Annotated in this window: 23 protein-coding genes and 1 tRNA gene; 22 read left to right on the top strand and 2 right to left on the bottom strand. The window is 65.0% G+C overall.

Annotation, left to right across the window (positions count from 1 at the left end; all coding sequences use genetic code 11):
- Positions 1-6: 6 nt before the first annotated feature.
- Positions 7-1065: a tRNA (adenosine(37)-N6)-threonylcarbamoyltransferase complex transferase subunit TsaD gene (tsaD, locus tag RZE77_RS18400; protein ID WP_319438678.1), complete on the top strand. Its 1059-nt coding sequence runs from the start codon at positions 7-9 to the stop codon at positions 1063-1065.
- On the opposite strand, the gene RZE77_RS18395 is transcribed toward tsaD, so the two are convergent.
- Positions 1004-1759, bottom strand: a complete 756-nt coding sequence (locus tag RZE77_RS18395) for an alpha/beta hydrolase-fold protein (protein ID WP_319438677.1) — start codon at positions 1757-1759, stop codon at positions 1004-1006. The two genes, tsaD and RZE77_RS18395, sit on opposite strands and share 62 nt — an antisense overlap.
- Before the next feature lie 191 nt (positions 1760-1950).
- A complete protein-coding gene (locus RZE77_RS18390; protein ID WP_319438676.1) occupies positions 1951-2322 on the bottom strand; it encodes an Hsp20/alpha crystallin family protein in 372 nt (123 codons plus the stop codon).
- Between the two features lie 121 nt (positions 2323-2443).
- On the opposite strand from RZE77_RS18390, the gene RZE77_RS18385 reads away from it, so the two are divergent.
- The 21 genes from RZE77_RS18385 to RZE77_RS18285 all read left to right on the top strand — a co-directional run bounded on the left by RZE77_RS18385 (position 2444) and on the right by RZE77_RS18285 (position 23519).
- Entirely contained in the window at positions 2444-3724 is a 1281-nt protein-coding gene (locus tag RZE77_RS18385; RefSeq protein ID WP_319438675.1) for a branched-chain amino acid ABC transporter substrate-binding protein, read from the top strand.
- A gap of 11 nt (positions 3725-3735) precedes the next feature.
- Entirely contained in the window at positions 3736-4896 is a 1161-nt protein-coding gene (locus tag RZE77_RS18380; RefSeq protein ID WP_319438674.1) for a pyridoxal phosphate-dependent aminotransferase, read from the top strand.
- Positions 4897-5122: 226 nt separating this feature from the next.
- On the top strand, positions 5123-5389 hold the full coding sequence (gene rpsO / locus RZE77_RS18375) for a 30S ribosomal protein S15 (RefSeq protein ID WP_007837783.1): 267 nt from the start codon (positions 5123-5125) through the stop codon (positions 5387-5389).
- 216 nt (positions 5390-5605) lie between these two features.
- Complete coding sequence (gene pnp, locus RZE77_RS18370; RefSeq protein ID WP_319438673.1) at positions 5606-7924, top strand: polyribonucleotide nucleotidyltransferase; 2319 nt, start codon at positions 5606-5608, stop codon at positions 7922-7924.
- 93 nt (positions 7925-8017) lie between these two features.
- The gene (locus tag RZE77_RS18365; protein WP_319438672.1) at positions 8018-9016 is read left to right on the top strand and encodes an NAD(P)H-quinone oxidoreductase; all 999 of its coding nucleotides are present in this window, start codon (positions 8018-8020) and stop codon (positions 9014-9016) included.
- Positions 9010-9795, top strand: a complete 786-nt coding sequence (gene tpiA / locus RZE77_RS18360) for a triose-phosphate isomerase (RefSeq protein WP_319426811.1) — start codon at positions 9010-9012, stop codon at positions 9793-9795. The genes RZE77_RS18365 and tpiA overlap by 7 nt, the downstream gene beginning before the upstream one ends.
- Before the next feature lie 39 nt (positions 9796-9834).
- Positions 9835-10248, top strand: coding sequence for a preprotein translocase subunit SecG (gene secG, locus RZE77_RS18355; protein ID WP_319438671.1), 414 nt, complete (start codon positions 9835-9837; stop codon positions 10246-10248).
- 117 nt (positions 10249-10365) lie between these two features.
- Positions 10366-10450 (top strand) — tRNA-Leu (locus RZE77_RS18350).
- A 68-nt stretch (positions 10451-10518) separates the two neighbouring features.
- Entirely contained in the window at positions 10519-10878 is a 360-nt protein-coding gene (locus RZE77_RS18345) for an NADH-quinone oxidoreductase subunit A (RefSeq protein WP_055805154.1), read from the top strand.
- A gap of 15 nt (positions 10879-10893) precedes the next feature.
- Positions 10894-11373, top strand: a complete 480-nt coding sequence (locus RZE77_RS18340; protein ID WP_012748606.1) for a NuoB/complex I 20 kDa subunit family protein — start codon at positions 10894-10896, stop codon at positions 11371-11373.
- A gap of 13 nt (positions 11374-11386) precedes the next feature.
- Positions 11387-11998, top strand: a complete 612-nt coding sequence (locus RZE77_RS18335; RefSeq protein ID WP_319438670.1) for an NADH-quinone oxidoreductase subunit C — start codon at positions 11387-11389, stop codon at positions 11996-11998.
- A 1-nt stretch (position 11999) separates the two neighbouring features.
- Positions 12000-13253 (top strand): NADH-quinone oxidoreductase subunit D, encoded by a 1254-nt coding sequence (locus RZE77_RS18330; protein WP_319426807.1) that lies wholly within the window; start codon positions 12000-12002, stop codon positions 13251-13253.
- Between the two features lie 10 nt (positions 13254-13263).
- Entirely contained in the window at positions 13264-13812 is a 549-nt protein-coding gene (locus RZE77_RS18325) for an NADH-quinone oxidoreductase subunit NuoE family protein (RefSeq protein ID WP_319438669.1), read from the top strand.
- Positions 13812-15152, top strand: coding sequence for an NADH-quinone oxidoreductase subunit NuoF (nuoF, locus tag RZE77_RS18320; protein ID WP_319426804.1), 1341 nt, complete (start codon positions 13812-13814; stop codon positions 15150-15152). Before RZE77_RS18325 ends, nuoF begins: the two co-directional genes overlap by 1 nt.
- Before the next feature lie 20 nt (positions 15153-15172).
- The gene (gene nuoG / locus RZE77_RS18315; protein ID WP_319438668.1) at positions 15173-17335 is read left to right on the top strand and encodes an NADH-quinone oxidoreductase subunit NuoG; all 2163 of its coding nucleotides are present in this window, start codon (positions 15173-15175) and stop codon (positions 17333-17335) included.
- Positions 17332-18408 (top strand): NADH-quinone oxidoreductase subunit NuoH, encoded by a 1077-nt coding sequence (gene nuoH / locus RZE77_RS18310; RefSeq protein ID WP_319438667.1) that lies wholly within the window; start codon positions 17332-17334, stop codon positions 18406-18408. Before nuoG ends, nuoH begins: the two co-directional genes overlap by 4 nt.
- A gap of 17 nt (positions 18409-18425) precedes the next feature.
- Complete coding sequence (gene nuoI, locus RZE77_RS18305) at positions 18426-18971, top strand: NADH-quinone oxidoreductase subunit NuoI (protein WP_012748599.1); 546 nt, start codon at positions 18426-18428, stop codon at positions 18969-18971.
- A gap of 38 nt (positions 18972-19009) precedes the next feature.
- A complete protein-coding gene (locus RZE77_RS18300) occupies positions 19010-19672 on the top strand; it encodes an NADH-quinone oxidoreductase subunit J (protein WP_319426799.1) in 663 nt (220 codons plus the stop codon).
- Entirely contained in the window at positions 19669-19977 is a 309-nt protein-coding gene (gene nuoK, locus RZE77_RS18295) for an NADH-quinone oxidoreductase subunit NuoK (RefSeq protein WP_012748597.1), read from the top strand. Before RZE77_RS18300 ends, nuoK begins: the two co-directional genes overlap by 4 nt.
- A gap of 7 nt (positions 19978-19984) precedes the next feature.
- Positions 19985-22015, top strand: a complete 2031-nt coding sequence (gene nuoL, locus RZE77_RS18290) for an NADH-quinone oxidoreductase subunit L (RefSeq protein ID WP_319438666.1) — start codon at positions 19985-19987, stop codon at positions 22013-22015.
- Positions 22016-22040: 25 nt separating this feature from the next.
- Entirely contained in the window at positions 22041-23519 is a 1479-nt protein-coding gene (locus RZE77_RS18285; RefSeq protein WP_319426796.1) for an NADH-quinone oxidoreductase subunit M, read from the top strand.
- Positions 23520-23527: the final 8 nt, after the last annotated feature.

The following is a 23527-nucleotide window of genomic DNA, read 5'->3' as shown; positions in this document are numbered from 1 at the left end:
CCGGGCATGCTTCTCCTGGGAATCGAATCATCCTGCGACGAAACCGGCGTGGCGCTGGTGGAAACGCATGGCAACGCGCTGCCGCAGCTGCGCTCGCATGCGCTGCACAGCCAGATCGCCATGCACCAGGCCTATGGCGGCGTGGTGCCCGAACTGGCCAGCCGCGACCACATCCGCCGCGTGCTGCCGCTGACCGAAGCCGTGATGGCCGAAGCGGGCCGCACGCTGGCCGAGATCGACGTGGTCGCCTACACGCGCGGGCCGGGCCTGGCCGGGGCCCTGCTCGTGGGCGCGGGCGTGGCCTGCGCGCTGGGCGCGGCGCTCGGCAAGCCGGTGCTCGGGGTGCACCACCTCGAAGGGCATCTGCTGTCGCCGTTCCTGAGTGCCGATCCGCCGGAATTTCCCTTCGTGGCGCTGCTCGTATCGGGCGGCCATACGCAGCTCATGCGGGTCGACGGCGTGGGCCGCTACGAGCTCCTGGGCGAAACCATCGACGATGCGGCCGGCGAGGCTTTCGACAAGAGCGCCAAGCTCATGGGCCTGCCTTATCCGGGCGGCCCCTGGCTGGCCAAGCTGGCGGAGGCGGGCAACCCCGCGGCGTTCAAGCTGCCGCGGCCGCTGCTGCACAGCGGCGACCTCGATTTTTCCTTCGCAGGCCTGAAGACTGCGGTGCTGACGCAGGCCAAGAAGCTCGGCGCCGAGCTCGAGGCGAACAAGGCCGACCTCGCCGCGTCCACGCAGGCGGCGATCGTCGAGGTGCTGCTGAAGAAATCGCTGGCCGCGCTCGGGCAGACGGGCCTCAAGCGGCTCGTGGTGGCCGGCGGGGTGGGCGCGAACCGAAGCCTGCGGGAGCAATTGAACGCCGCCTGCGCCCGGCGCGGCGTGCGCGTGCACTATCCGGAGCTGCATCTGTGCACCGACAACGGCGCCATGATTGCCATGGCGGCCGCCATGCGGCTGCAGTCGGGCCTGGCGGAGGCGAGCGAGCGCTATGCCTTCGACGTCAAGCCGCGATGGCCCATGGCTTCGCTGATGACGTCATCCGCGGCGCCGGTGTCCGCATAGCTGGCGACGGACGCGAACGGCCGAGCGACGGCAGCGGCAGCACGTCGAGCACGTTGCGCCAGAGCTGGCGCCATTGCGGCCAGTCGTGGCCGCCCTCGGTGGTGAAGACGCGGCCTTCGGGCAGGGCGTCCGCCAGCAGCTTGTGGTTGCTGGCAAAGCGGTCGCTGAGGCCGAATCCGAGATAGAGCTGGGGCAGGCTCTGCGACTTCTGCGGCTCCAGGTACTGCTGGAACCAGGGCCACAGCTTGCGGTCGACTTCCTCGTCGGGCAGGGGGCCGGCCGGCGCCTGCCAGGTGCGCAGGCCGCCGGCCTTGAGGATCTCGGCGCCAAGAACGCGGCGTCCCAGGTAGGGCGCCAATGCGACGATGCCGTCGACCGAGCCCGGCCGCGACAGTTCATGGATCAGCGCGCCGAAGCCGCCAATGGAAATCCCGACCAGCCAGATCGACTTGTAGCCCTGGGCGCGCTGCGGCTCGATGACGTCCGCATGCAGCCGCTCGCTGAGCGTCTGGTCGTAATAGTAGGAAACATCGGCATCCACCAGCAGCGAGTCGGCCGCCAGGTGGCGCTCGCGCACGGCGCTGATGAAGCCCTCGCGCTCGAACTCGTCAGGTTTCAGGTAGGCGCCCGGCAGGAAGACCAGGAGCGTATCGGACCGTTCATCGTCTTTGGCTGACTTGAGGTGCGTGATCATGGCGTGCCTTGAGGGGCACCCGAATCCGCACCGTCATGGATTCGATGCGTCTGTCGAAACGCCCACGAAGAAAGGAAAATGTGAAAACGTCACATGATGTGACGTTATTCGCTGTCGTATTGTGATTAGAGAGCGTCTTCAAAGTCAAAAACAATAGATAACGACACTTTCCTCTTGTGGGCTTTGCAGGCTCAGTTGATCGGCAGCTGCGCCACCTGGCTGACCGGCACCTGCTTGCCCAGCTTCAGCGTGAGCACGCCGTTCTCGAGCCTGGCTTCGCTCGAAGCCACGTCGATGTCCAGCGGCAATTCGTAGGCTGCCTTGAACTGGCGCTTGGCTTCTGCCTTGCTGTCGATGCGGACCACGGCGCCCTCGATGCCGATGGCGAGGTCTTCGCGCGAGAGGCCCGGCACGTCGATGGAGAGCGTCCAAGTCTTGTCGTCCTGCTCGACGAGCGGCGAGGTGCGCGTTCCGGCGAAGGCATCGTTGACGAAGCGCTCGAAGGCGCGGTCGTACGAACGGGGTGCAAAGCGGGCGGTGCGAAGGGTGGGTGCGAAAAACATGGGAGAACTCCTGAATGAACACAATGGGGACAAGGAATGTGTGTCCCTTACACTGCGCGGCCATTCAATCCTGAGTGCCGCTTGACACCCATCTAGGCACAGCCGCACCCGTTTCAAGACAATGAATCCCCCCTTTATTTGGCGTCGCAAGGCCTTGAAATTTGCGGCGCTGGCGCTATGCGCGGCCCCCTTCGCAGCGCAGGCGCAGACACCGCCCGCACCCATCCGCCTCGCGCTGATCGAAAGCATGAGCGGGCCGTTCGCCAACACCGGCGAGGCGGTGTTCCGCAACCTGCTGTGGGCCGTGGAGCGCGTGAATGCGCGCGGCGGAATCAAGCTGCCCGGCGGGGCGCGGCCGCTGCAGCTCGACCGCTACGACAGCAAGGGGCAGAACGAAGAAGCGCTGTCGGCGCTGCGCGCGGCCATCGACGACGGCGCGCGCATCGTGCTGCAGGGCAACTCGTCGGCCACCGCCGCGGCGCTGGTCGATGCCATCGAGAAGAACAACGAGCGCGACCCCGCGCGGCGCGTGATCTTCCTCAACTACGCGGCGGTCGATCCGGTGCTGACCAACGAGCGCTGCAGCTTCTGGCACTTCCGCTTCGACGCGCATGCCGACATGCGCGTGGCCGCGCTCATGGAAGTGGTGAAGGACGATGCGGCCATCAAGCGCGCCTACCTGATCGGACAGGACTACAGCTTCGGCCAGGCGGTGCTGCGCGAATCGAAGCGCCAGCTCGGCCTGCAGCGGCCCGACGTGGAGATCGTCGCGGAAGAGCTCCATCCGATGGGCAAGGTGAAGGACTTCGCGCCCTATGCCAGCAAGATCATCGCGAGCGGTGCACAGGCGGTGTTCACCGGCAACTGGGGCAACGACCTCACGCTGCTGGTGAAGGCCGCGCGCGAGGGCGGCTTCAACGGCACCTTCTATACCTTCTATGGCAACGCGCTCGGTGCGCCGGCAGCCATCGGCGACGCCGGCATCGGCCGCGTGATCGCGGTGGCCGACTGGCTGCCCAACGTGCAGACCGCGCAGTCCGAGGCCTTCTACCGTGCCTTCCGCACGCGCTTTCCCAAGCCTGCCGACGACTACGTGCACATGCGCATGCAGTTGCTCGTGGAGTCGCTTGCGCAATCGATCGCGCGTGCGGGCAGCGTCGACGCGGTGGCCGTGGCGCGCGCGCTCGAGCAGGCCGACGTGAGCCTCTACGGCCAGCGCGGCCGCATGCGCGCGGCCGACCATCAGTTCCAGCAGCAGCTGGTGGTCGGCGTGATGGACAAGCAGGGCAGGCCGGGCGTGCAGTTCGATGTCGAGGGTTCGGGCTACGGCTTTCGCGTGGTCAAGACCATCGCCCCCGAGCGCGCCGAACTGCCGACCACCTGCAAGATGAAAAGAATCTAGGAAACGAAGACATGCGTGAAGCCATCCACAACCTCGAAGCCTCCAAGATCCGCGAGGTTGCCAATGCCGGACTCGGCCGCGACGACGTGCTCGCGTTCTGGTTCGGCGAAAGCGACGAGGTCACGCCCGAGGTGATCCGCCAGGCGGCCATCGACTCGCTGCAGCGCGGCGAAACCTTCTATGCGCACAACCTCGGCCTGCCCGAATTGCGCGAGGCCATCGCGCGCTACACCAGCGCGCTGCATCCGGCGGTCGATGCGTCGCGCATCGCCGTCACATCCGGCGGCGTCAGCGCGCTGATGCTCGCGGTACAGGCGCTGGTCGATGCGGGCGACGAGGTGGTCGCTGTCACGCCCGTGTGGCCCAACCTCACGGCGCAGCCCGCGATCCTCGGCGCCCACGTACGCACCGTGCCGCTGGTGCCCGCCGATGGCCAATGGACGCTCGACCTGGCCGCGCTGCGCAAGGCGGTCACGCCAAGGACCAGGCTGCTGATCGTCAACGCGCCCAACAACCCGACCGGCTGGACCATGACGCGCGAAGAGCAGCAGGCCGTGCTCGACCACTGCCGCGAAACCGGCACCTGGATCCTGGCCGACGAGGTGTATGAGCGCCTTTACTTCGAATCCACGCCGAACGGCTGCGCGCCCAGCTTCCTTGACATCTCCAAGCCCGACGACCGGCTGGTGGTGACGCACAGCTTCTCCAAGAGCTTCCTCATGACCGGCTGGCGCCTCGGCTGGCTCGTGCTGCCGCCCGCGCTGGTCGACGGCATCGGCAAGCTGATCGAGTTCAACACCTCCTGCGCCAGCGTCTTCACGCAGCGCGCCGCCGTGGCTGCCATCGAGCACACCGCGGAGATCACCCCCCGCGTGGTGGCCCACCTGAAGCAGTGCCGCGACACCCTGGTGCCCCTGCTGGCCGCGCTGCCCGGCGTGCAGGTGGCCCCCGCCAAGGGCGGCATGTACGCCTTCTTCCGCCTCGAAGGCTTCGGCGACTCCCTCGACCTGGCCAAGCGCCTGGTCGTCGAAGCGGGCCTCGGCCTGGCCCCCGGCAATGCCTTCGCCCCGGAAGCCCAGGGCTGGCTGCGCTGGTGCTTCGCCTCCAAGGACCCGCAGCGGCTGGTGCAAGGCGTGGAGCGCCTCAAAACCTGGCTCGCCGCCCAGAAATAGGCGCCCGCCAAAATCGCGCCCGGCGAAGCCAGGGCCGTTCGGGAAACACCGCGGAACCGGCTTTGCCGGGCCGCCGGTGTTGCCCCTCGAGGGGGAACGAGCTACACGAAGTGAGCGAGAACGGGGGAGGGTTATAATCCCATGGCTTTGCATGCCGCAAGGCGCACGGCAGGGGCAGTTCCAGCGCCTACCGCAAGTCAAACATCCCGGAACAAGGAAATTCAACATGATCGCAGCCTCCATCAAGGCCGAAGTCGTCAAAGACAACGCCCGCGCCGCCAACGACACCGGCAGCCCTGAAGTGCAAGTCGCACTGCTGACCGCCCGTATCAACGAGCTCACCCCCCACTTCAAGACGCACGCCAAGGACCACCACGGCCGTCGCGGCCTGCTGCGCATGGTGAGCCGCCGCCGCAAGCTCCTCGACTACCTCAAGTCCAAGGATGCCGACCGCTACACCGCGCTGATCGCCAAGCTGGGTCTGCGCAAGTAAATCGAATCGCATGAAAAAACGCCTGGGTTAGTCCGCTAGCTCAGGCGTTTTTTACTTCGCGATCCACTTTCGGAGTGCCAAAACAGAGCGAAGCTGTGTCATTCCAATGAAGTTCCCGCCGAGCTTCGCTGGAATGGCATCGTGTTCTGAGAAGCCTCCGTCCCTGCGGAACCTGTGCCCAATGCAGGTCATCCGCTCTCAAAACAGGAGCAAAACATGAGCCTCTTCAACAAAGTCACCAAGTCCTTCCAATGGGGCGACAAGACCGTCGTCATGGAAACGGGTGAAATCGCCCGCCAGGCCAGCGGCGCCGTGGTGGTCGACATCGACGGCACCGTGATCCTCGCGACCGTGGTCGCTTCCAAGACCGCCAAGCCGGGCCAGGACTTCTTCCCGCTGACCGTCGACTACATCGAGAAGACCTACGCTGCGGGCAAGATCCCCGGCAGCTTCTTCAAGCGCGAAGCCAAGCCCAGCGAACACGAAACCCTGACCAGCCGCCTGATCGACCGTCCGATCCGCCCGCTGTTCCCCGAGGGCTTCCTGAACGAAGTGCACGTGGTCATCCACACGCTGTCGCTCAACCCCGAAGTCGATGCCGACATCGCCGCCATGATCGGCGTGAGCGCAGCGCTGTCGATCTCCGGCATTCCGTTCAGCGGCCCGATCGGTGCTGCCCGCGTGGGCTACATCAACGGCCAGTACGTGCTGAATCCGGGCCAGACCGCCCGCAAGGATTCGCAGATGGACCTCGTCGTGGCCGGCACCGAAGCCGCCGTGCTGATGGTCGAATCCGAAGCACAGCAACTCAGCGAAGAAATCATGCTGGGCGGCGTGGTGTTCGGCCATGAGCAGGCCAACATCGCGATCAACGCGATCCACGAACTCGTGCGCGACGCCGGCAAGCCGGTGTGGGACTGGCAAGCGCCGGCCGAAGACGAAGCCTTCGTCGCCAAGGTCAAGAGCCTGGCCGAGGAAAAGCTGCGCGCCGTCTACCAGATCCGCAGCAAGCAAGCCCGCACGCAAGCCCTGCGCGAAGCCAATGCCAGCGTGATGAACACGCTGAAGGAAAGCGGCGAGCCCTTCGACGCCGGCAAGGTCAATGACCTGCTGTTCTCGATCGAATCCAAGATCGTCCGCAGCCAGATCCTCTCGGGCGAACCCCGCATCGACGGCCGCGACACGCGCACCGTGCGCCCCATCGAGATCCGCAACTCCGTGCTGCCCCGCACCCACGGCTCGGCGCTGTTCACGCGCGGCGAGACGCAGGGCCTGGTCATCACCACGCTCGGCACCGAACGCGACGCGCAGCGCATCGACGCGCTGGCCGGCGAGTACGAAGACCGCTTCCTGTTCCACTACAACATGCCTCCCTTTGCCACCGGCGAAGTGGGCCGCATGGGCTCGACCAAGCGCCGCGAAATCGGCCATGGCCGCCTGGCCAAGCGCGCGCTCGTCGCCGTGCTGCCGACCAAGGAAGAATTCCCGTACACCATTCGCGTGGTGTCGGAAATCACCGAATCCAACGGCTCCTCGTCGATGGCGTCGGTGTGCGGCGGCTGCCTCTCGATGATGGACGCCGGCGTGCCGATGAAGGCCCACGTGGCCGGCATCGCCATGGGCCTGATCAAGGAAGACAACCGCTTTGCGGTGCTGACCGACATCCTGGGCGACGAAGATCACCTGGGCGACATGGACTTCAAGGTGGCCGGCACGACCAACGGCATCACCGCGCTGCAGATGGACATCAAGATCCAGGGCATCACCAAGGAAATCATGCAGGTTGCACTGGCGCAGGCCAAGGAAGCGCGCATGCACATCCTCGGCAAGATGCAGGAAGCCATGGGCGAGGCCAAGACCGAGGTGTCGCAGTTCGCACCGCGCCTGACCACGCTGAAGATCAATCCCGAGAAGATCCGCGACGTGATCGGCAAGGGCGGCGCGGTCATCCGCGGCCTGCAGGAAGAAACCGGCACGACGATCAACATCGACGAAGACGGCACGATCACCATCGCCTCGACCGACCCGGAGAAGGCCGAATTCGCCAAGAAGCGCATCGAGCAGATCACGGCCGAAGTCGAAATCGGCAAGGTCTACGAAGGCCCGGTCACCAAGATCCTGGACTTCGGCGCGCTCATCAACCTGCTGCCCGGCAAGGACGGCCTGCTGCACATCAGCCAGATCGCGCACGAGCGCGTCGAGAAGGTGACCGACTACCTGAGCGAAGGCCAGATCGTCAAGGTCAAGGTGCTCGAGACCGACGAAAAGGGCCGCGTCAAGCTGTCCATGAAGGCCCTGACCGAGCGTCCGGCCGGCATGGAATACAGCGAGCGCCCGCCGCGCGAAGACCGTGGCGACCGCGGTGACCGCGGCGGCGAGCGCCGCGAGCGTTCGGACCGCGGCGACCGTGGTGGCGATCGCGGCGAACGCGCTCCGCGTTTCAACAACGAGCAGCAACAGCAGCCGCGCAGCAACGAGCAGCAGCCGGCGCCCGTCGGCGAGCAGCCGTACGCACCGCGCGATTCGCAAGAGTAAGAAAGCAGGGCGCAGCGGCAGCCATGCCGCTGCCGTCCAACTTTCCAGTATTCGCTAACCACGCCCGGAAACGGGCGTTGCAGGCCAAAGACCATGAAAGCCATTGAAATCACTTCGTACGGCGCCCCCGAGGTGCTGCGCGCCGTGGAGCGCCCCGATCCGGTGGCCGGCGTGGGCGAACTGCTGATCCGCGTCGCCGCCAGCGGCGTGAACCGTCCGGACGTGCTGCAGCGCAAGGGGCACTACCCGGTTCCGCCGGGCGCCTCCGATCTGCCGGGCCTCGAAGTGGCCGGCGAGATCGTGTCGGGCGACGCCGCGGCCCTGGCCGAGGCGGGCTTCAAGATCGGCGACCGCGTCTGCGCGCTGATCGCGGGCGGCGGCTATGCCCAGCTGTGCGTGGCGCCCGTGGCGCAGTGCCTGCCGGTGCCCAGGGGCTGGAGCGACATCGAGGCCGCCTCGCTGCCCGAGACCTTCTTCACCGTCTGGAGCAACGTGTTCGAGCGCGGCCGCCTGCAGAAGGGCGAAACCCTGCTGATCCAGGGCGGAACCAGCGGCATCGGCGTGACGGCCATCCAGATCGCCAAGGCGCTGGGCGCCACCGTGATCGCCACGGCGGGCAGCGACGACAAGTGCGAGGCCTGCAGGAAGCTGGGCGCCGATCATGCCATCAACTACCGCACGAGCGACTTCGCCGAAGAGGCGAAGAAGCTCACCGGCGGCAAGGGCGTGGACGTGGTCCTGGACATGGTCGCGGGCGACTACGTGGCGCGCGAGATCGAATGCATGGCCGAAGACGGCCGGCTCGTGATCATCGCGGTGCAGGGCGGCGTCAAGAGCGACTTCAATGCGGGCCTGGTGCTGCGCAAGCGGCTGGTGATCACCGGCTCCACGCTGCGTCCACGGCCGGTGGCCTTCAAGGGGGCGATCGCCAAGGCGCTGCGCGAGAAGGTCTGGCCGCTGCTCGAAAGCGGCGCGGTCAAGCCCGTGATCCACAGCACCTTCGCGGCGGACGGCGAACCCAGCGGCGCGGCACAGGCGCATGCGCTGATGGAATCCAACCAGCACATCGGCAAGATCGTGCTGACATGGTGACGGACAACAACACGATGACCACGAAAAAGAAGCTGATCGCGGGCAACTGGAAGATGAACGGCAGCCTGGCTGCCAACGAGGCGCTGGTGAAGGCCCTGCAGCAGGGCCTGGCCGCGGCGCCGGCCAACTGTGACATCGCGCTTTGCGCGCCGGCCCCGTATTTCGCACAGCTGCAATCGCTGCTGGCCGGCTCCACGGCCATGGCGCTTGGCGCACAGGACATCTCGGCGCATCCGCAAGGTGCGTTCACCGGAGAGCAATCGGCGGCCATGCTGAAGGACTTCGGCGTGCGCTATGCGATCGTCGGCCATTCGGAGCGCCGCCAATACCATGGCGAAACCGATGAGGCCGTGGCGGCCAAGACGGCGGCCGCGCTCGCGAACGGCATCACGCCGATCGTCTGCGTGGGCGAAACGCTGGCCGAGCGCGAAGCAGGGCGCACCGAAGAAGTCGTCAAGCGCCAGCTGGCCGCGGTGATCCACGTCAATGGCCATTGCATCAGCGAGATCGTCGTGGCCTACGAGCCGGTCTGGGCCATCGGCACCGGCAAGACGGCCACGCCGGAACAGGCGCAGGCGGTGCATGCCGTGCTGCGCGCGCAGCTGCACCATGCCGCGAGCGAGCACGCCGCCGGCATCTGCATTCTTTACGGCGGCAGCATGAACGCGGCCAACGCCGCGCAGCTCTTGGCGCAGCCCGACATCGACGGCGGCCTGATCGGCGGCGCGTCGCTCAAGGCCCCCGACTTTTTGCAGATCATTTCCGCCGCTTCCCGCTGAACGCGGGCAGTGGCCGATATCAATTAGGAGTAAGAACGAATGAATGTGGTCCTCAATCTACTGGTCGGCGTGCAGATGCTGTCGGCCCTTGCAATGATCGGGCTGATCCTGATCCAGCACGGCAAGGGCGCCGACATGGGCGCGGCCTTCGGCAGCGGCAGCGCGGGCAGCCTGTTCGGTGCGAGCGGCAGCGCCAATTTCCTTTCGCGCACCACGGCAGTGCTGGCAGCGGTCTTCTTTGCATGCACCTTGCTGCTGGCCTACTTCAGCCACGCGCGGCCTGCGGGCGGCGGCAGCCTGCTCGAGCGCGCAGCCATCGGTACGCCGGCAACGCCCGCCTCGGGCGCGGCAGGGCAGATTCCGGGCAGCACCTCGGGCGCAGCGCCTGCCGGTGCACCTGCTTCGGCGCCTGCCGCACCCGTTTCGGGCGCGGGCCAGATCCCGAACAAATAATCAAGTTGTTTTCATGAAGCTGTCAGTGAGAAACTGCTTCATTTCAGGGTAAACTCTAAAGCTGTTCGGAAAGCCAAACACCTTTCCAGGTACCTCATGCCATCCGAACAAAAAACCGCGGTCGTGGTGAAATTGGTAGACACGCTATCTTGAGGGGGTAGTGGCGAAAGCTGTGCGAGTTCGAGTCTCGCCGACCGCACCAAATCTCACCGGCAGAAAACCTCATCCAGAGTGTTTTCCTGCCGGTGGCAAGCGGTGAAAAATCTCCCGATGAACCTCGATTCCTATCTCCCCGTCCTCTTGTTCATTTTGGTCGGTGTCGGTGTAGGCGTCGCACCGCAAGTCATCGGCTACATCCTGGGTCCCAACCGGCCCGACGCAGCGAAGAACGCTCCCTACGAGTGCGGCTTCGAGGCCTTCGAGGATGCGCGCATGAAATTCGACGTGCGCTATTACCTCGTCGCCATTCTCTTCATCCTGTTCGATCTCGAGATTGCCTTTCTCTTTCCGTGGGCCATTGCGCTCAAGGAAATCGGCGCCGTCGGCTTCTGGGCCATGATGATCTTTCTCGCCATCCTCGTCGTGGGCTTTGTCTACGAGTGGAAAAAAGGCGCGCTCGACTGGGAATGACAAGGAATCGACAAAATGGCCATTGAAGGCGTCATGAAGGAAGGCTTCGTCACCACCACCTACGACTCGGTGGTGAACTGGGCGAAGACCGGATCACTTTGGCCGATGACTTTCGGTCTGGCTTGCTGTGCCGTCGAAATGATGCACGCAGGCGCGGCCCGCTACGACATCGACCGTTTCGGCATGCTGTTCCGGCCCAGCCCGCGCCAGTCCGATCTGATGATCGTGGCCGGCACGCTGTGCAACAAGATGGCGCCGGCATTGCGCAAGGTCTACGACCAGATGCCGGAGCCGCGCTGGGTTCTTTCCATGGGCTCGTGCGCCAACGGCGGCGGCTACTACCACTACAGCTATTCGGTGGTGCGCGGCTGCGACCGCATCGTGCCGGTGGATGTCTATGTGCCGGGTTGCCCGCCCACCGCCGAAGCGCTGCTCTACGGCGTGATCCAGCTGCAGCAGAAGATTCGCCGCACCAACACCATTGCGCGCGCCTGAGGGATTGCCGAAGATGACTGACTTTGCAATTTCGCCGGAGGTGCTGCGCGCCACCATTGCCGAGACGCTCGGCGCTCGCGCCAAGAGCGTGACGCTCGCGCTGGGCGAGGTAACCGTGGTGGTCGGCGCTGCCGACTACATCGAGTCGGCCATGCTGCTGCGCGATGCGCCCGGCTGCCGCTTCGAGCAGCTGATCGACCTCTGCGGCATGGACTACTCCGACTACCGCGAAGGCGAGTGGCAGGGCGAGCGCTATGGCGTCGTCACGCACCTGCTGTCGGTGAGCCTCAACCAGCGCGTGCGCCTCAAGGTGTTTGCGCCGAACGAAGACCTGCCCGTGGTCGATTCGCTCCAGCCCGTGTGGAGCGCCGCCACCTGGTTCGAGCGCGAAGCCTTCGACCTCTACGGCATCGTGTTCGAAGGGCACGACGACTTGCGCCGCATCCTGACCGACTACGGCTTCATCGGCCACCCGTTCCGCAAGGACTTCCCGGTGTCGGGTCACGTCGAGATGCGCTACGACGAAGAGCAGAAGCGCGTGGTCTACCAGCCGGTATCGATCGAGCCGCGAGAAATCACGCCGCGGGTGATTCGCGAAGACAACTACGGCAGCGGTTTGCATTGATATGGCCGAAATCAAGAACTACACACTCAACTTCGGTCCCCAGCATCCGGCAGCGCACGGCGTGCTGCGCCTGGTGCTCGAGCTCGACGGCGAAGTGATCCAGCGCGCCGATCCGCACATCGGCCTCCTGCATCGCGCGACCGAGAAGCTCGCCGAATCGCGCACCTTCATCCAGTCGCTGCCGTACATGGACCGTCTCGACTACGTGTCGATGATGAGCAACGAGCACGCCTACTGCCTCGCCATCGAGCGGATGATGGGCCTGGACGTGCCGATCCGCGCGCAGTACATCCGCGTGATGTTCGCCGAGATCACCCGGCTGCTGAACCACCTGCTGTGGCTCGGCGCGCACGGCCTGGACTGCGGCGCGATGAACATGCTCATCTACTGCTTCCGCGAGCGTGAAGACCTGTTCGACATGTACGAAGCCGTGTCGGGCGCGCGCATGCATGCTGCGTACTTCCGCCCGGGCGGCGTCTACCGCGACCTGCCCGATGCGATGCCGCAGTACAAGGTCAGCAAGATCAAGAACGCCAAGGCGATCGAGAAGCTCAACGAGAACCGCCGGGGCTCGCTGCTCGATTTCATCGACGACTTCTGCAAGCGCTTCCCCGGGATGGTCGACGAGTACGAAACGCTGCTCACCGACAACCGCATCTGGAAGCAGCGCACCGTGGGCATCGGCGTCGTGACGCCGGAGCGCGCGCTGAACCTCGGCTTCACCGGCCCCATGCTGCGCGGCTCGGGCGTCGAATGGGACCTGCGCAAGAAGCAGCCCTACGACGTCTACGACCAGATGCAGTTCGACGTGCCGGTCGGCAAGACGGGCGACTGCTACGACCGCTACCTCGTGCGCGTGGAAGAAATGCGCCAGGCCAACAAGATCATCCAGCAGTGCTCGGCCTGGCTGCGCGCCAACCCCGGCCCGGTGATCACCGACAACCACAAGGTCGCGGCGCCCGCGCGCGAATCGATGAAGGCGAACATGGAGGAGCTGATCCACCATTTCAAGCTCTTCACCGAAGGCTTCCATGTGCCCGAAGGCGAGGCCTATGCCGCCGTCGAGCACCCAAAGGGCGAGTTCGGCATCTACCTGGTGAGCGACGGCGCCAACAAGCCGTACCGCCTGAAGATCCGCGCGCCCGGCTTCCCGCACCTCGCCGCCCTCGACGAAATGTCGCGCGGCCACATGATCGCCGACGCTGTCGCGGTGATCGGCACGATGGACATCGTGTTCGGCGAAATCGACAGGTGAGAAAGAGCGAATGACGACTTCCTCGACCCACCATGACACGGCGCCCTCGGCGCCTTCTGCTCCTCTGAAGCCCGCGATTCTCGAGCGCTTTGCGCGCGAAGTCGCCAAGTACCCCGAAGCCGGCAAGCAGTCGGCCGTGATGGCCTGCCTGGCCATCGTGCAGCAGGACGAAGGCTTCATCAGCATGCAGCGCGAGCGCGAGATTGCCGAGTACCTCGGCATGGCGCCCATCGCCGTGCACGAGGTCACGACCTTCTACAACATGTACAACCAGCACCCGGTGGGCAAGTTCAAGCTCAACGTGTGCACCAACCTGCCGTGCCAGCTGCGCGACGGCGTCACCGCGCTGGTCCACCTCGAAAAGAAGCTCGGCATCAGGATGGGCGAGACCACGGCCGACGGCATGTTCACGCTGCAGCAGAGCGAATGCCTGGGCGCCTGCGCCGATTCGCCCGTGATGCTGGTCAACGACCGCACCATGTGCAGCTTCATGAGCAACGAGAAGCTCGACCAGCTCATCGACGGGCTGCGTGCTTCCACCAAAGGGGAGGCCGCCTGATGTCGCCCGAACAAGTGCTCCAGCAATTCCAGGCCACGGGCGTCCAGACCTGTTTCCATGACCGCCACATCGAGCCGCAGATCTATGCCGGCCTGAACGGCACCAACTGGCGCCTGGCCGACTACGAGGCGCGCGGCGGCTACAAGGCGCTGCGCAAGATCCTCACCGAGGGCCTCACGCCCGACCAGGTGATCGCCGAGGTCAAGGCCTCGGGCCTGCGCGGCCGCGGCGGCGCGGGCTTCCCCACGGGCCTGAAGTGGAGCTTCATGCCCCGCCAGTTCCCGGGCCAGAAGTACCTCGTCTGCAATTCCGACGAAGGCGAGCCGGGCACCTGCAAGGACCGCGACATCCTGCAGTTCAACCCGCACATCGTGATCGAAGGCATGGCCATCGCCGCGTATGCGATGGGCATCAGCGTGGGCTACAACTACATCCACGGCGAGATCTTCCAGAGCTACGACCGTTTCGAGGAAGCCCTTGAAGAAGCGCGCGCCGCCGGCTATCTCGGCGACAAGATCATGGGCAGCACGTACAACTTCCAGTTGCACGCCGCCCACGGCTTCGGCGCCTACATCTGCGGCGAGGAAACCGCGCTGCTCGAATCGCTCGAAGGCAAGAAGGGCCAGCCGCGCTTCAAGCCGCCGTTCCCGGCGAGCTTCGGCCTCTACGGCAAGCCGACCACCATCAACAACACCGAGACCTTCGCGGCGGTGCCCTGGATCATCAACAACGGCGGTCCGGCCTACCTCGAATGCGGCAAGCCGAACAACGGCGGCACCAAGATCTATTCGGTGAGCGGCGACGTCGAGCTGCCGGGCAACTACGAAGTGCCCATGGGCACGCCGTTCTCCAAGCTGCTCGAACTGTGTGGCGGCGTTCGCAAGGGCCGCACGCTCAAGGCCGTGATTCCCGGCGGATCGTCGTCGCCGGTGCTGCCGGCTTCGATCATGATGGAATGCACGATGGACTACGACTCCATCGCCAAGGCCGGCTCCATGCTGGGCTCGGGCGCGGTGATCGTGATGGACGACAGCCGCTCGATGGTCGAGTCGCTGCGGCGCCTTTCTTACTTCTACATGCACGAATCCTGCGGCCAGTGCACGCCGTGCCGCGAAGGCACGGGCTGGCTGTACCGCGTGGTGGACCGCATCCACAACGGGCAGGGCAGGGCGTCGGACATGGACCTGCTGAACTCCGTGGCAGACAACATCCAGGGCCGCACCATCTGCGCGCTCGGCGACGCGGCGGCCATGCCGGTGCGCGCCATGATCAAGCACTTCCGTCACGAGTTCGAGGCCCTGATTCCGGGCTACGTCCCGAAGGCGCCGGTTCAAGCCTGAGCGCGAGAAGAAACATACTCATGATCGAAATCGAACTCGACGGCAAGAAGGTCGAAGTGACCGAAGGCAGCATGGTGATGCATGCGGCCGACAAGGCGGGCACCTACATCCCGCACTTCTGCTATCACAAGAAGCTCAGCATCGCGGCCAACTGCCGCATGTGCCTGGTCGACGTGGAGAAGGCGCCCAAGCCGATGCCGGCCTGCGCCACGCCCGTCACGCAGGGCATGATCGTTCGCACCAAGAGCGAAAAGGCCATCAAGGCGCAGCAGTCGGTCATGGAGTTCCTCCTGATCAACCACCCGCTCGATTGCCCGATCTGCGACCAGGGCGGCGAGTGCCAGCTGCAGGACCTGGCCGTGGGCTACGGCGGTTCTTCTTCGCGCTACGAAGAAGAAAAGCGCGTCGTCTTCCACAAGGACGTCGGCCCGCTGATCAGCATGGAAGAAATGAGCCGCTGCATCCATTGCACGCGCTGCGTCCGCTTCGGCCAGGAAGTGGCCGGCGTGATGGAGCTCGGCATGACCCAGCGCGGCGAGCACTCTGAAATCGAAACCTTCCTCGGCGATTCGGTCGACTCCGAACTGTCGGGCAACATGATCGACATCTGCCCGGTCGGCGCGCTCACGAGCAAGCCGTTCCGCTACAGCGCCCGCACCTGGGAACTGTCGCGCCGCAAGTCGGTGAGCCCGCACGATTCCACCGGTTCCAACCTGATCGTCCAGGTCAAGAACAACCGCGTGATGCGCGTGGTGCCGCTCGAGAACGAAGAAGTCAACGAGTGCTGGATCGCCGACCGCGACCGCTTCTCGTACGAAGCGCTCAACGGCCCCGAGCGCCTCACGCAGCCCATGCTCAAGCAGGGCGGCCAGTGGCAGCAGGTCGACTGGCAGACCGCGCTCGAATACGTGGCCAACGGCCTGAAGCAGATCAAGGCCGACCACGGCGCGCAAAGCATCGGCACGCTGGCGAGCCCGCACAGCACGCTCGAAGAGCTGCAGCTGGCCGCCATGCTCACGCGTGAGCTCGGCAGCGACAACATCGACTACCGCCTGCGCAACGCCGAATTCACGGCGTTCGAAGGCGTGCGCTGGCTCGGCACCTCGATCGCTTCGCTCACGCAGTTGCAGCGCGCGCTGGTCGTCGGCTCGAACCTGCGCAAGGACCATCCGCTGTTCGCGCAGCGCATCCGCCAGGCCGTGCGCAAGGGCGCCGCGCTGTCGGTGATCACCTCGGCCAGCCTGATGGCCGACCGCGACGCCTGGGCCATCAGCGTGGCGCAATCGGCCATCGTCGAAGCCGGCCAGTGGGTCGAGGCACTCGCTGCCGTTGCTGCCGCCATCGGCAAGACCAACGGCGCGACCGCACCGCTGGCACCGAAGAACGAGCCCGACGCCGCCGCACAAGCCATCGCCGCCTCGCTGCTGAGCGGCGAACGCAAGGCCATCCTGCTCGGCAACGCCGCCGCCCACCACGCGCAAGCCAGCAGCCTGCTGGCCCTTGCCAACTGGATCGGCGCACAGACCGGCGCCACCGTCGGCTACCTGACCGAAGCCGCCAACACCGTGGGCGCGCAGCTCGTCGGCGCGTTCCCGAAGAACGGCGGCCTCGATGCCGGCCGCATGCTGGCCGCGGGCTCGGGCCTCAAGGCCGTGCTGCTGCTCAATACCGAACCGGTGTTCGACTCGGCCGCGGGCGCCGCAGCCGCCGACATCATCGGCAATGCACAGATGGTCGTCACGCTCAGCCCCTTCAAGGCCAACCTCGAATTCAGCGACGTACTGCTGCCAATCGCACCGTTCACCGAAACGCCGGGCTCCTTCGTCAATGCCGAAGGCCGCGTGCAGGGTTTCCATGCCGTCGTGAAGCCGCAAGGCGAAGCGCGTCCGGCCTGGAAGGTGCTGCGCGTGCTGGCCAACCTGCTCGGCCTGCCGGGCTTTGCATTCGAATCGACCGCTGACGTGCTGCGCACCATCGGCGACAACGGCAGCGTCCCGGCCAATGCGCTGAACAACGCCACCGCCGCCAAGGCCGCGGCTTCCAGCAGCGCCGCTCCCGCGCCCGTGGTCGCGAGCATCTATCAACTCGACTCGATCGTGCGCCGCGCACCGTCGCTGCAACTCACCGCCGATGCCCGCAACGCATCGGCCGCTCCGGCCCGTGCCGAGGAGGCATTGGCATGATCGACGCATTGCATGCTTTCGGCCAGGGACTGGTCCACGCGGGCTGGTGGACGGCCATCGCCTGGCCGGTGATCTGGACGCTGATCAAGATCATCGTGGTCGTGCTTCCGCTGATGGGGGCCGTGGCCTACCTCACGCTGTGGGAGCGCAAGGCGATCGGCTTCACGCAGATCCGCATCGGCCCGAACCGCATCGGGCCGCTGGGCCTGCTGCAGCCCATCGCCGACGCGCTCAAGCTGATGACCAAGGAAATCATTCTTCCGACGGTCGCCAACAAGGGCCTGTTCCTGCTGGGCCCGATCATGACCATCATGCCGGCGCTCGTCGCATGGGCCGTGATCCCCTTCGGCCCCGACGTGGCGTTGGCCAACATCAACGCCGGCCTGCTGTTCGTGATGGCGATCACCTCGCTCGAGGTCTACGGCGTGATCATCGCGGGCTGGGCATCCAACTCGAAGTACGCATTCCTGGGCGCGCTGCGCGCCTCGGCACAGATGGTGAGCTACGAGATCGCGATGGGCTTCTGCTTCGTCGTGGTGCTGATGGTCTCGGCCAGCCTGAACATGACCGACATCGTGACGGGGCAGGGCAAGGGCATCTTCGCCGACATGGGCATCGGCTTCCTGTCGTGGAACTGGCTGTCGCTGCTGCCGATCTTCGTCGTCTACTTCATCTCGGGCCTGGCGGAAACCAACCGCCATCCCTTCGACGTGGTCGAAGGCGAGTCCGAGATCGTTGCGGGCCACATGATCGAGTACTCGGGCATGAGCTTCGCGATGTTCTTCCTGGCCGAGTACGCCAACATGTGGCTGGTCTCGATCTTGTGCGCCGTGCTGTTCCTCGGCGGATGGCTGCCGCCGTTCGAATTCCTGAGCTTCATCCCGGGCTGGATCTGGCTCGGCGTCAAGACCTTCTGCGTGGTCACCATGTTCCTGTGGGTCCGATCCACCTTCCCGCGCTTCCGCTATGACCAGATCATGCGGCTCGGCTGGAAGATCTTCATTCCGGTCACGCTCGTGTGGCTGGTCGTGGTCGGTGCCTGGATGCAGACCCCGTTCAACATCTGGAAATAACTGGAAGCGCCAACATCATGACTGCTGCGCATACCGCCGGCGCGCTCGCGCGCCCTTCCAAGCTCGCATCCGCGCCGTTCTCGCTCAAGGACTTCCTGGGCAGCTTCATGCTGTTCGAGCTGTTCAAGGGCCTGGCCATCACCGGCAAGTACGCCTTCGCCCGCAAGATCACGGTGCAGTTCCCCGAAGAGAAGACGCCGCTGTCGCCGCGCTTTCGCGGCCTGCACGCGCTGCGCCGCTATGAAAACGGCGAAGAGCGCTGCATTGCCTGCAAGCTCTGCGAAGCCGTGTGCCCGGCGCTGGCCATCACCATCGAATCCGATGTGCGCGACGACGGCTCGCGCCGCACCACGCGCTACGACATCGACCTGACCAAGTGCATCTTCTGCGGCTTTTGCGAAGAGAGCTGCCCGGTCGATTCGATCGTGGAAACCCACATCTTCGAATACCACGGCGAAAAGCGCGGCGACCTGTACTTCACCAAGGACATGCTGCTGGCCGTGGGCGACCGCTACGAAAAAGAAATTGCAGCGAACAAGGCGGCCGACGCCAAGTACCGCTGATCCCGCTCAGCCCGAACCCCGTACCAATTCGAATTCCAATGGACGTCAAGACCGGTCTGTTCTATCTGTTTGCCGCGGTGCTGCTGTTCGCAGCCTTCCGCGTCATCACCGCCCGCAATCCCGTGTATGCCGCGCTGTACCTGGTGCTGGCCTTCTTCCAGGCTTCGGCGATCTGGCTCCTGCTGCGCGCCGAGTTCCTGGCGATCTCGCTGGTGCTCGTCTACGTGGGGGCGGTGATGGTGCTGTTCCTGTTCGTCGTGATGATGCTGGACATCAACGTCGACGGCCTGCGGCAGGGCTTCTGGAAGCACTTTCCGCTGGCAGCCGGCGTGGGCGCGCTCATTGCGCTCGAAATGGCCGCCGTGCTGATGGGCGGCTTCCGCCTGGCGGAGCCGCCGCGCGCCGCAGCCGGCATGGCAGCCAACAGTTCGAACACGCTCGAGCTCGGCAAGCTGCTGTATTCCGAGTACCTGTATCCGCTCGAGATCGCGGCCGTCATCCTGCTCGTGGCGATCGTGGCGGCCATTGCGCTGACGCTGCGCACCCGCAAGGACAGCAAGTACGTCAACCCCTCCGACCAGGTGCGCGTGAAGGCGCGGGACCGCGTGCGCATCGTGCAGATGCCGGTCACGCGCGCCGCCGAGCCCGTGGTGGAAGCACCCGCAGACGCAGCAGCAGCGGCAAAGGAAAACAAGGCATGACGCTCACGCTCGGACACTTTCTATCGCTCGGCGCCATGCTCTTTGCGCTGTCGGTGATCGGCATCTTCCTGAATCGCAAGAACCTCATCGTGCTGCTGATGGCCATCGAGCTGATGCTGCTCGCGGTGAACATGAACTTCGTGGCGTTCTCGTACTACCTGGGCGACATGCACGGCCAGATCTTCGTGTTCTTCATCCTGACGGTGGCCGCGGCCGAGTCGGCCATCGGCCTGGCGCTGCTGGTCCTGCTGTTCCGCAACAAGTCGAACATCAACGTGGACGAACTCAACTCGCTCAAGGGTTGAAAGCAACATGAGCGCAACCCTTTCCGCATCCACCCTGCTGGCCGTTCCGCTGGCACCCCTGGTCGGCGCTGTCGTCGCCGGCCTGTTCGGCACCAAGTTCGGCGGCAATCACATCGGCCGCAAGGTCACGCATTCGCTGACCATCCTCGGCGTGCTGGTCGCCTTCATCATCTCGGCCATGACGCTCAAGAGCGTGGTGGCCGACGGCGCGCGCTTCAACGCCACCATCTACGAATGGATGGTGGTGGGCGGCCTGAAGATGGAGATCGGCTTCCTGGTCGACGGCCTCACGGCCATGATGATGTGCGTGGTGACCTTCGTCTCGCTGATGGTGCACGTCTACACCATCGGCTACATGGAAGAAGACGAGGGCTACAACCGCTTCTTCGCCTACATCTCGCTGTTCACCTTCTCGATGCTGATGCTCGTCATGAGCAACAACATGCTCCAGCTGTTCTTCGGCTGGGAGGCGGTGGGCCTGGTGTCGTACCTGCTGATCGGCTTCTGGTTCAACAAGCCGACCGCGATCTTCGCGAACATGAAGGCCTTCCTGGTCAACCGCGTGGGCGACTTCGGCTTCATCCTCGGCATCGGCCTGATCGCCGCCTACGCCGGCACGCTGAACTACGGCGAAGCCTTTGCCAAGGCCAACACGCTGGCCGGCATCACCTTCCCCGGCACCGAGTGGATGCTGGTGACCGTGATCTGCATCTGCCTGTTCATCGGCGCCATGGGCAAGAGCGCGCAGTTCCCGCTGCACGTGTGGCTGCCCGACTCGATGGAAGGCCCGACGCCCATCTCCGCGCTGATCCACGCCGCGACCATGGTCACGGCCGGCATCTTCATGGTGGCGCGCATGTCGCCGCTGTTCGAACTGAGCGACACGGCCCTGAGCTTCATCCTGGTGATCGGTGCCATCACGGCGCTGTTCATGGGTTTCCTCGGCATCATCCAGAACGACATCAAGCGCGTGGTGGCGTACTCGACGCTCTCGCAGCTCGGCTACATGACGGTGGCGCTCGGTGCCTCGGCCTACTCGGTGGCTGTGTTCCACCTGATGACGCACGCCTTCTTCAAGGCGCTGCTGTTCCTTGGCGCGGGCTCGGTGATCATTGGCATGCACCACAACCAGGACATCCGCTGGATGGGCGGCGTGCGCAAGTACATGCCGATCACCTGGATCACCTCGCTGCTGGGTTCGCTCGCGCTGATCGGCACACCGCTCTTCGCCGGCTTCTACTCGAAGGACAGCATCATCGAAGCGGTGCATGAAAGCCACCTGTGGGGCGCGCAGTTCGCCTACTACGCGGTGCTGGCGGGCGTGTTCGTGACGGCGTTCTATTCGTTCCGCATGTACTTCCTGGTGTTCCACGGCAAGGAGCGCTACGACCAGAACCCCGACGCGCACCACCACGACGAACATGCGGAGCACGACGACGATCACGGCCACGGCCACAAGCCGCACGAATCGCCCTGGGTGGTGTGGCTGCCGCTGGTGCTGCTTGCGATCCCGTCCGTGGTGATCGGCTTCATGACGATCGAGCCGATGCTCTTCGGCGAGTTCTTCAAGGATGCCATCGCGGTCGACGCAAACAAGCACCATGCCATGAAGGAACTCGGAGAAGCCTTCCACGGCCCGCTGGCCATGGCGATCCACGGCCTGCAGACGGCGCCGTTCTGGCTGGCCCTGGCAGGCGTGGTGCTCTCGTTCTACATGTACATGGTCAACCCGGCGCTGCCGGCCGCGATCAAGCGCGCCTTCGGCCCGGTCTATCGCCTGCTCGAAAACAAGTACTACCTCGACTGGATCAACGAGAACATCCTCGCCCGCGGTGCGCGTGCCTTCGGCACCGGGCTGTGGAAGGGCGGCGACCAGGCGCTGATCGACGGTGCGGTCGTCAATGGCTCGTGGAAGGTCGTGGGCCGCATCTCTGGCGCGGTGCGCTGGCTGCAGTCGGGCTACATCTATCACTACGCCTTCGCGATGCTGCTCGGCATCTTCATCCTGATGACGTACTTCGTCTGGTTCAAACGCTGAGCTTTAGCGCTGGAGAAAAACAAAAATGGGTTTGTTGAGCCTTGCCATCTGGGTGCCGATCGCATTCGGTGTCGCGTTGCTGGCGTTCGGCCGTGACGAGCATGCCAGGGGCGTGCGCTGGGTCGCGCTGGTCGGCGCGATCGTGAGCTTCCTGGTGACCGTGCCGCTTTACACGGGCTTCGAGAACGGCACCGCCGCGATGCAGTTCGTCGAAAAGGGCAGCTGGATCGCGCGCTTCAATGTCAACTACCACCTGGGTGTCGACGGCCTGTCGCTCTGGCTGGTGCTGCTGACCTCGTTCATCACCGTGGTGGTCGTGATCTCGGCCTGGGAAGTGATCACCGAGCGCGTGAACCAGTACATGGGCGCGTTCCTGATCCTCTCGGGCTTCATGATCGGCGTGTTTGCCGCGCTCGACGGCATCCTGTTCTACGTGTTCTTCGAAGCCACGCTGATCCCGATGTACCTCATCATCGGCATCTGGGGCGGCCCGAACAAGATCTACGCGGCCTTCAAGTTCTTCATCTACACCCTGCTCGGCTCTCTGCTGATGCTGGTGGCGCTGATCTACCTGTACAACAAGTCGGGCGGCAGCTTCGACATCCTGAGCTGGCACAAGCTGCCGCTGGGCTCGACGGCGCAGACCTTCCTGTTCTTCGCGTTCTTTGCCGCCTTTGCCGTCAAGGTGCCGATGTGGCCGGTCCACACCTGGCTGCCGGACGTGCACGTCGAGGCGCCGACCGGCGGCTCGGCCGTGCTGGCCGCGATCATGCTGAAGCTCGGCGCCTACGGTTTCCTGCGCTTCTCGATGCCGATCGCGCCCGACGCCTCGCACGAATGGGCTTGGCTCATGATCGCGCTGTCGCTGATCGCGGTGATCTACGTCGGCCTGGTGGCGCTGGTGCAGGAAGACATGAAGAAGCTCGTGGCTTATTCGTCGGTTGCCCACATGGGCTTCGTGACGCTCGGCTTCTTCATCTTCAACGACCTGGGCGTGTCCGGCGGCATCGTGCAGATGATTGCCCACGGCTTCGTGTCGGGCGCCATGTTCCTTGGCATCGGCGTGCTCTACGACCGCGTGCATTCGCGCCAGATCGCCGACTACGGCGGCGTGGTCAACACCATGCCCAAGTTCGCCGCGTTCGCGCTGCTGTTCGCCATGGCCAATTGCGGCCTGCCGGGCACCGCTGGTTTCGTGGGCGAGTGGATGGTCATCCTGGGTGCGGTCAAGGCCAACTTCTGGATCGGCGCCGGCGCTGCCACCGCGCTGATCTTCGGCGCGGCCTACACCCTGTGGATGTACAAGCGCGTGTACCTCGGCCCGGTCGGCAACGACCACGTCAAGGAACTTACCGACATCAATGCCCGCGAATTCCTGATGCTGTCGCTGCTGGCCATTGCCGTGCTGTGGATGGGCATCCATCCGAAGCCGTTCACCGACGTGATGGACGCTTCCGTGACCGAGCTTCTTCGCCACGTGGCGATCTCGAAGCTGCCCTCCTGATGCCACGC

This window comes from Variovorax sp. SPNA7 (assembly GCF_033807855.1).
GTDB classification, from domain to species: Bacteria; Pseudomonadota; Gammaproteobacteria; order Burkholderiales; family Burkholderiaceae_C; genus Variovorax; species Variovorax beijingensis.
The sequence above is the reverse complement of the archived record's forward strand: the minus strand, read 5'-3'. Positions and strand labels throughout refer to the sequence as shown.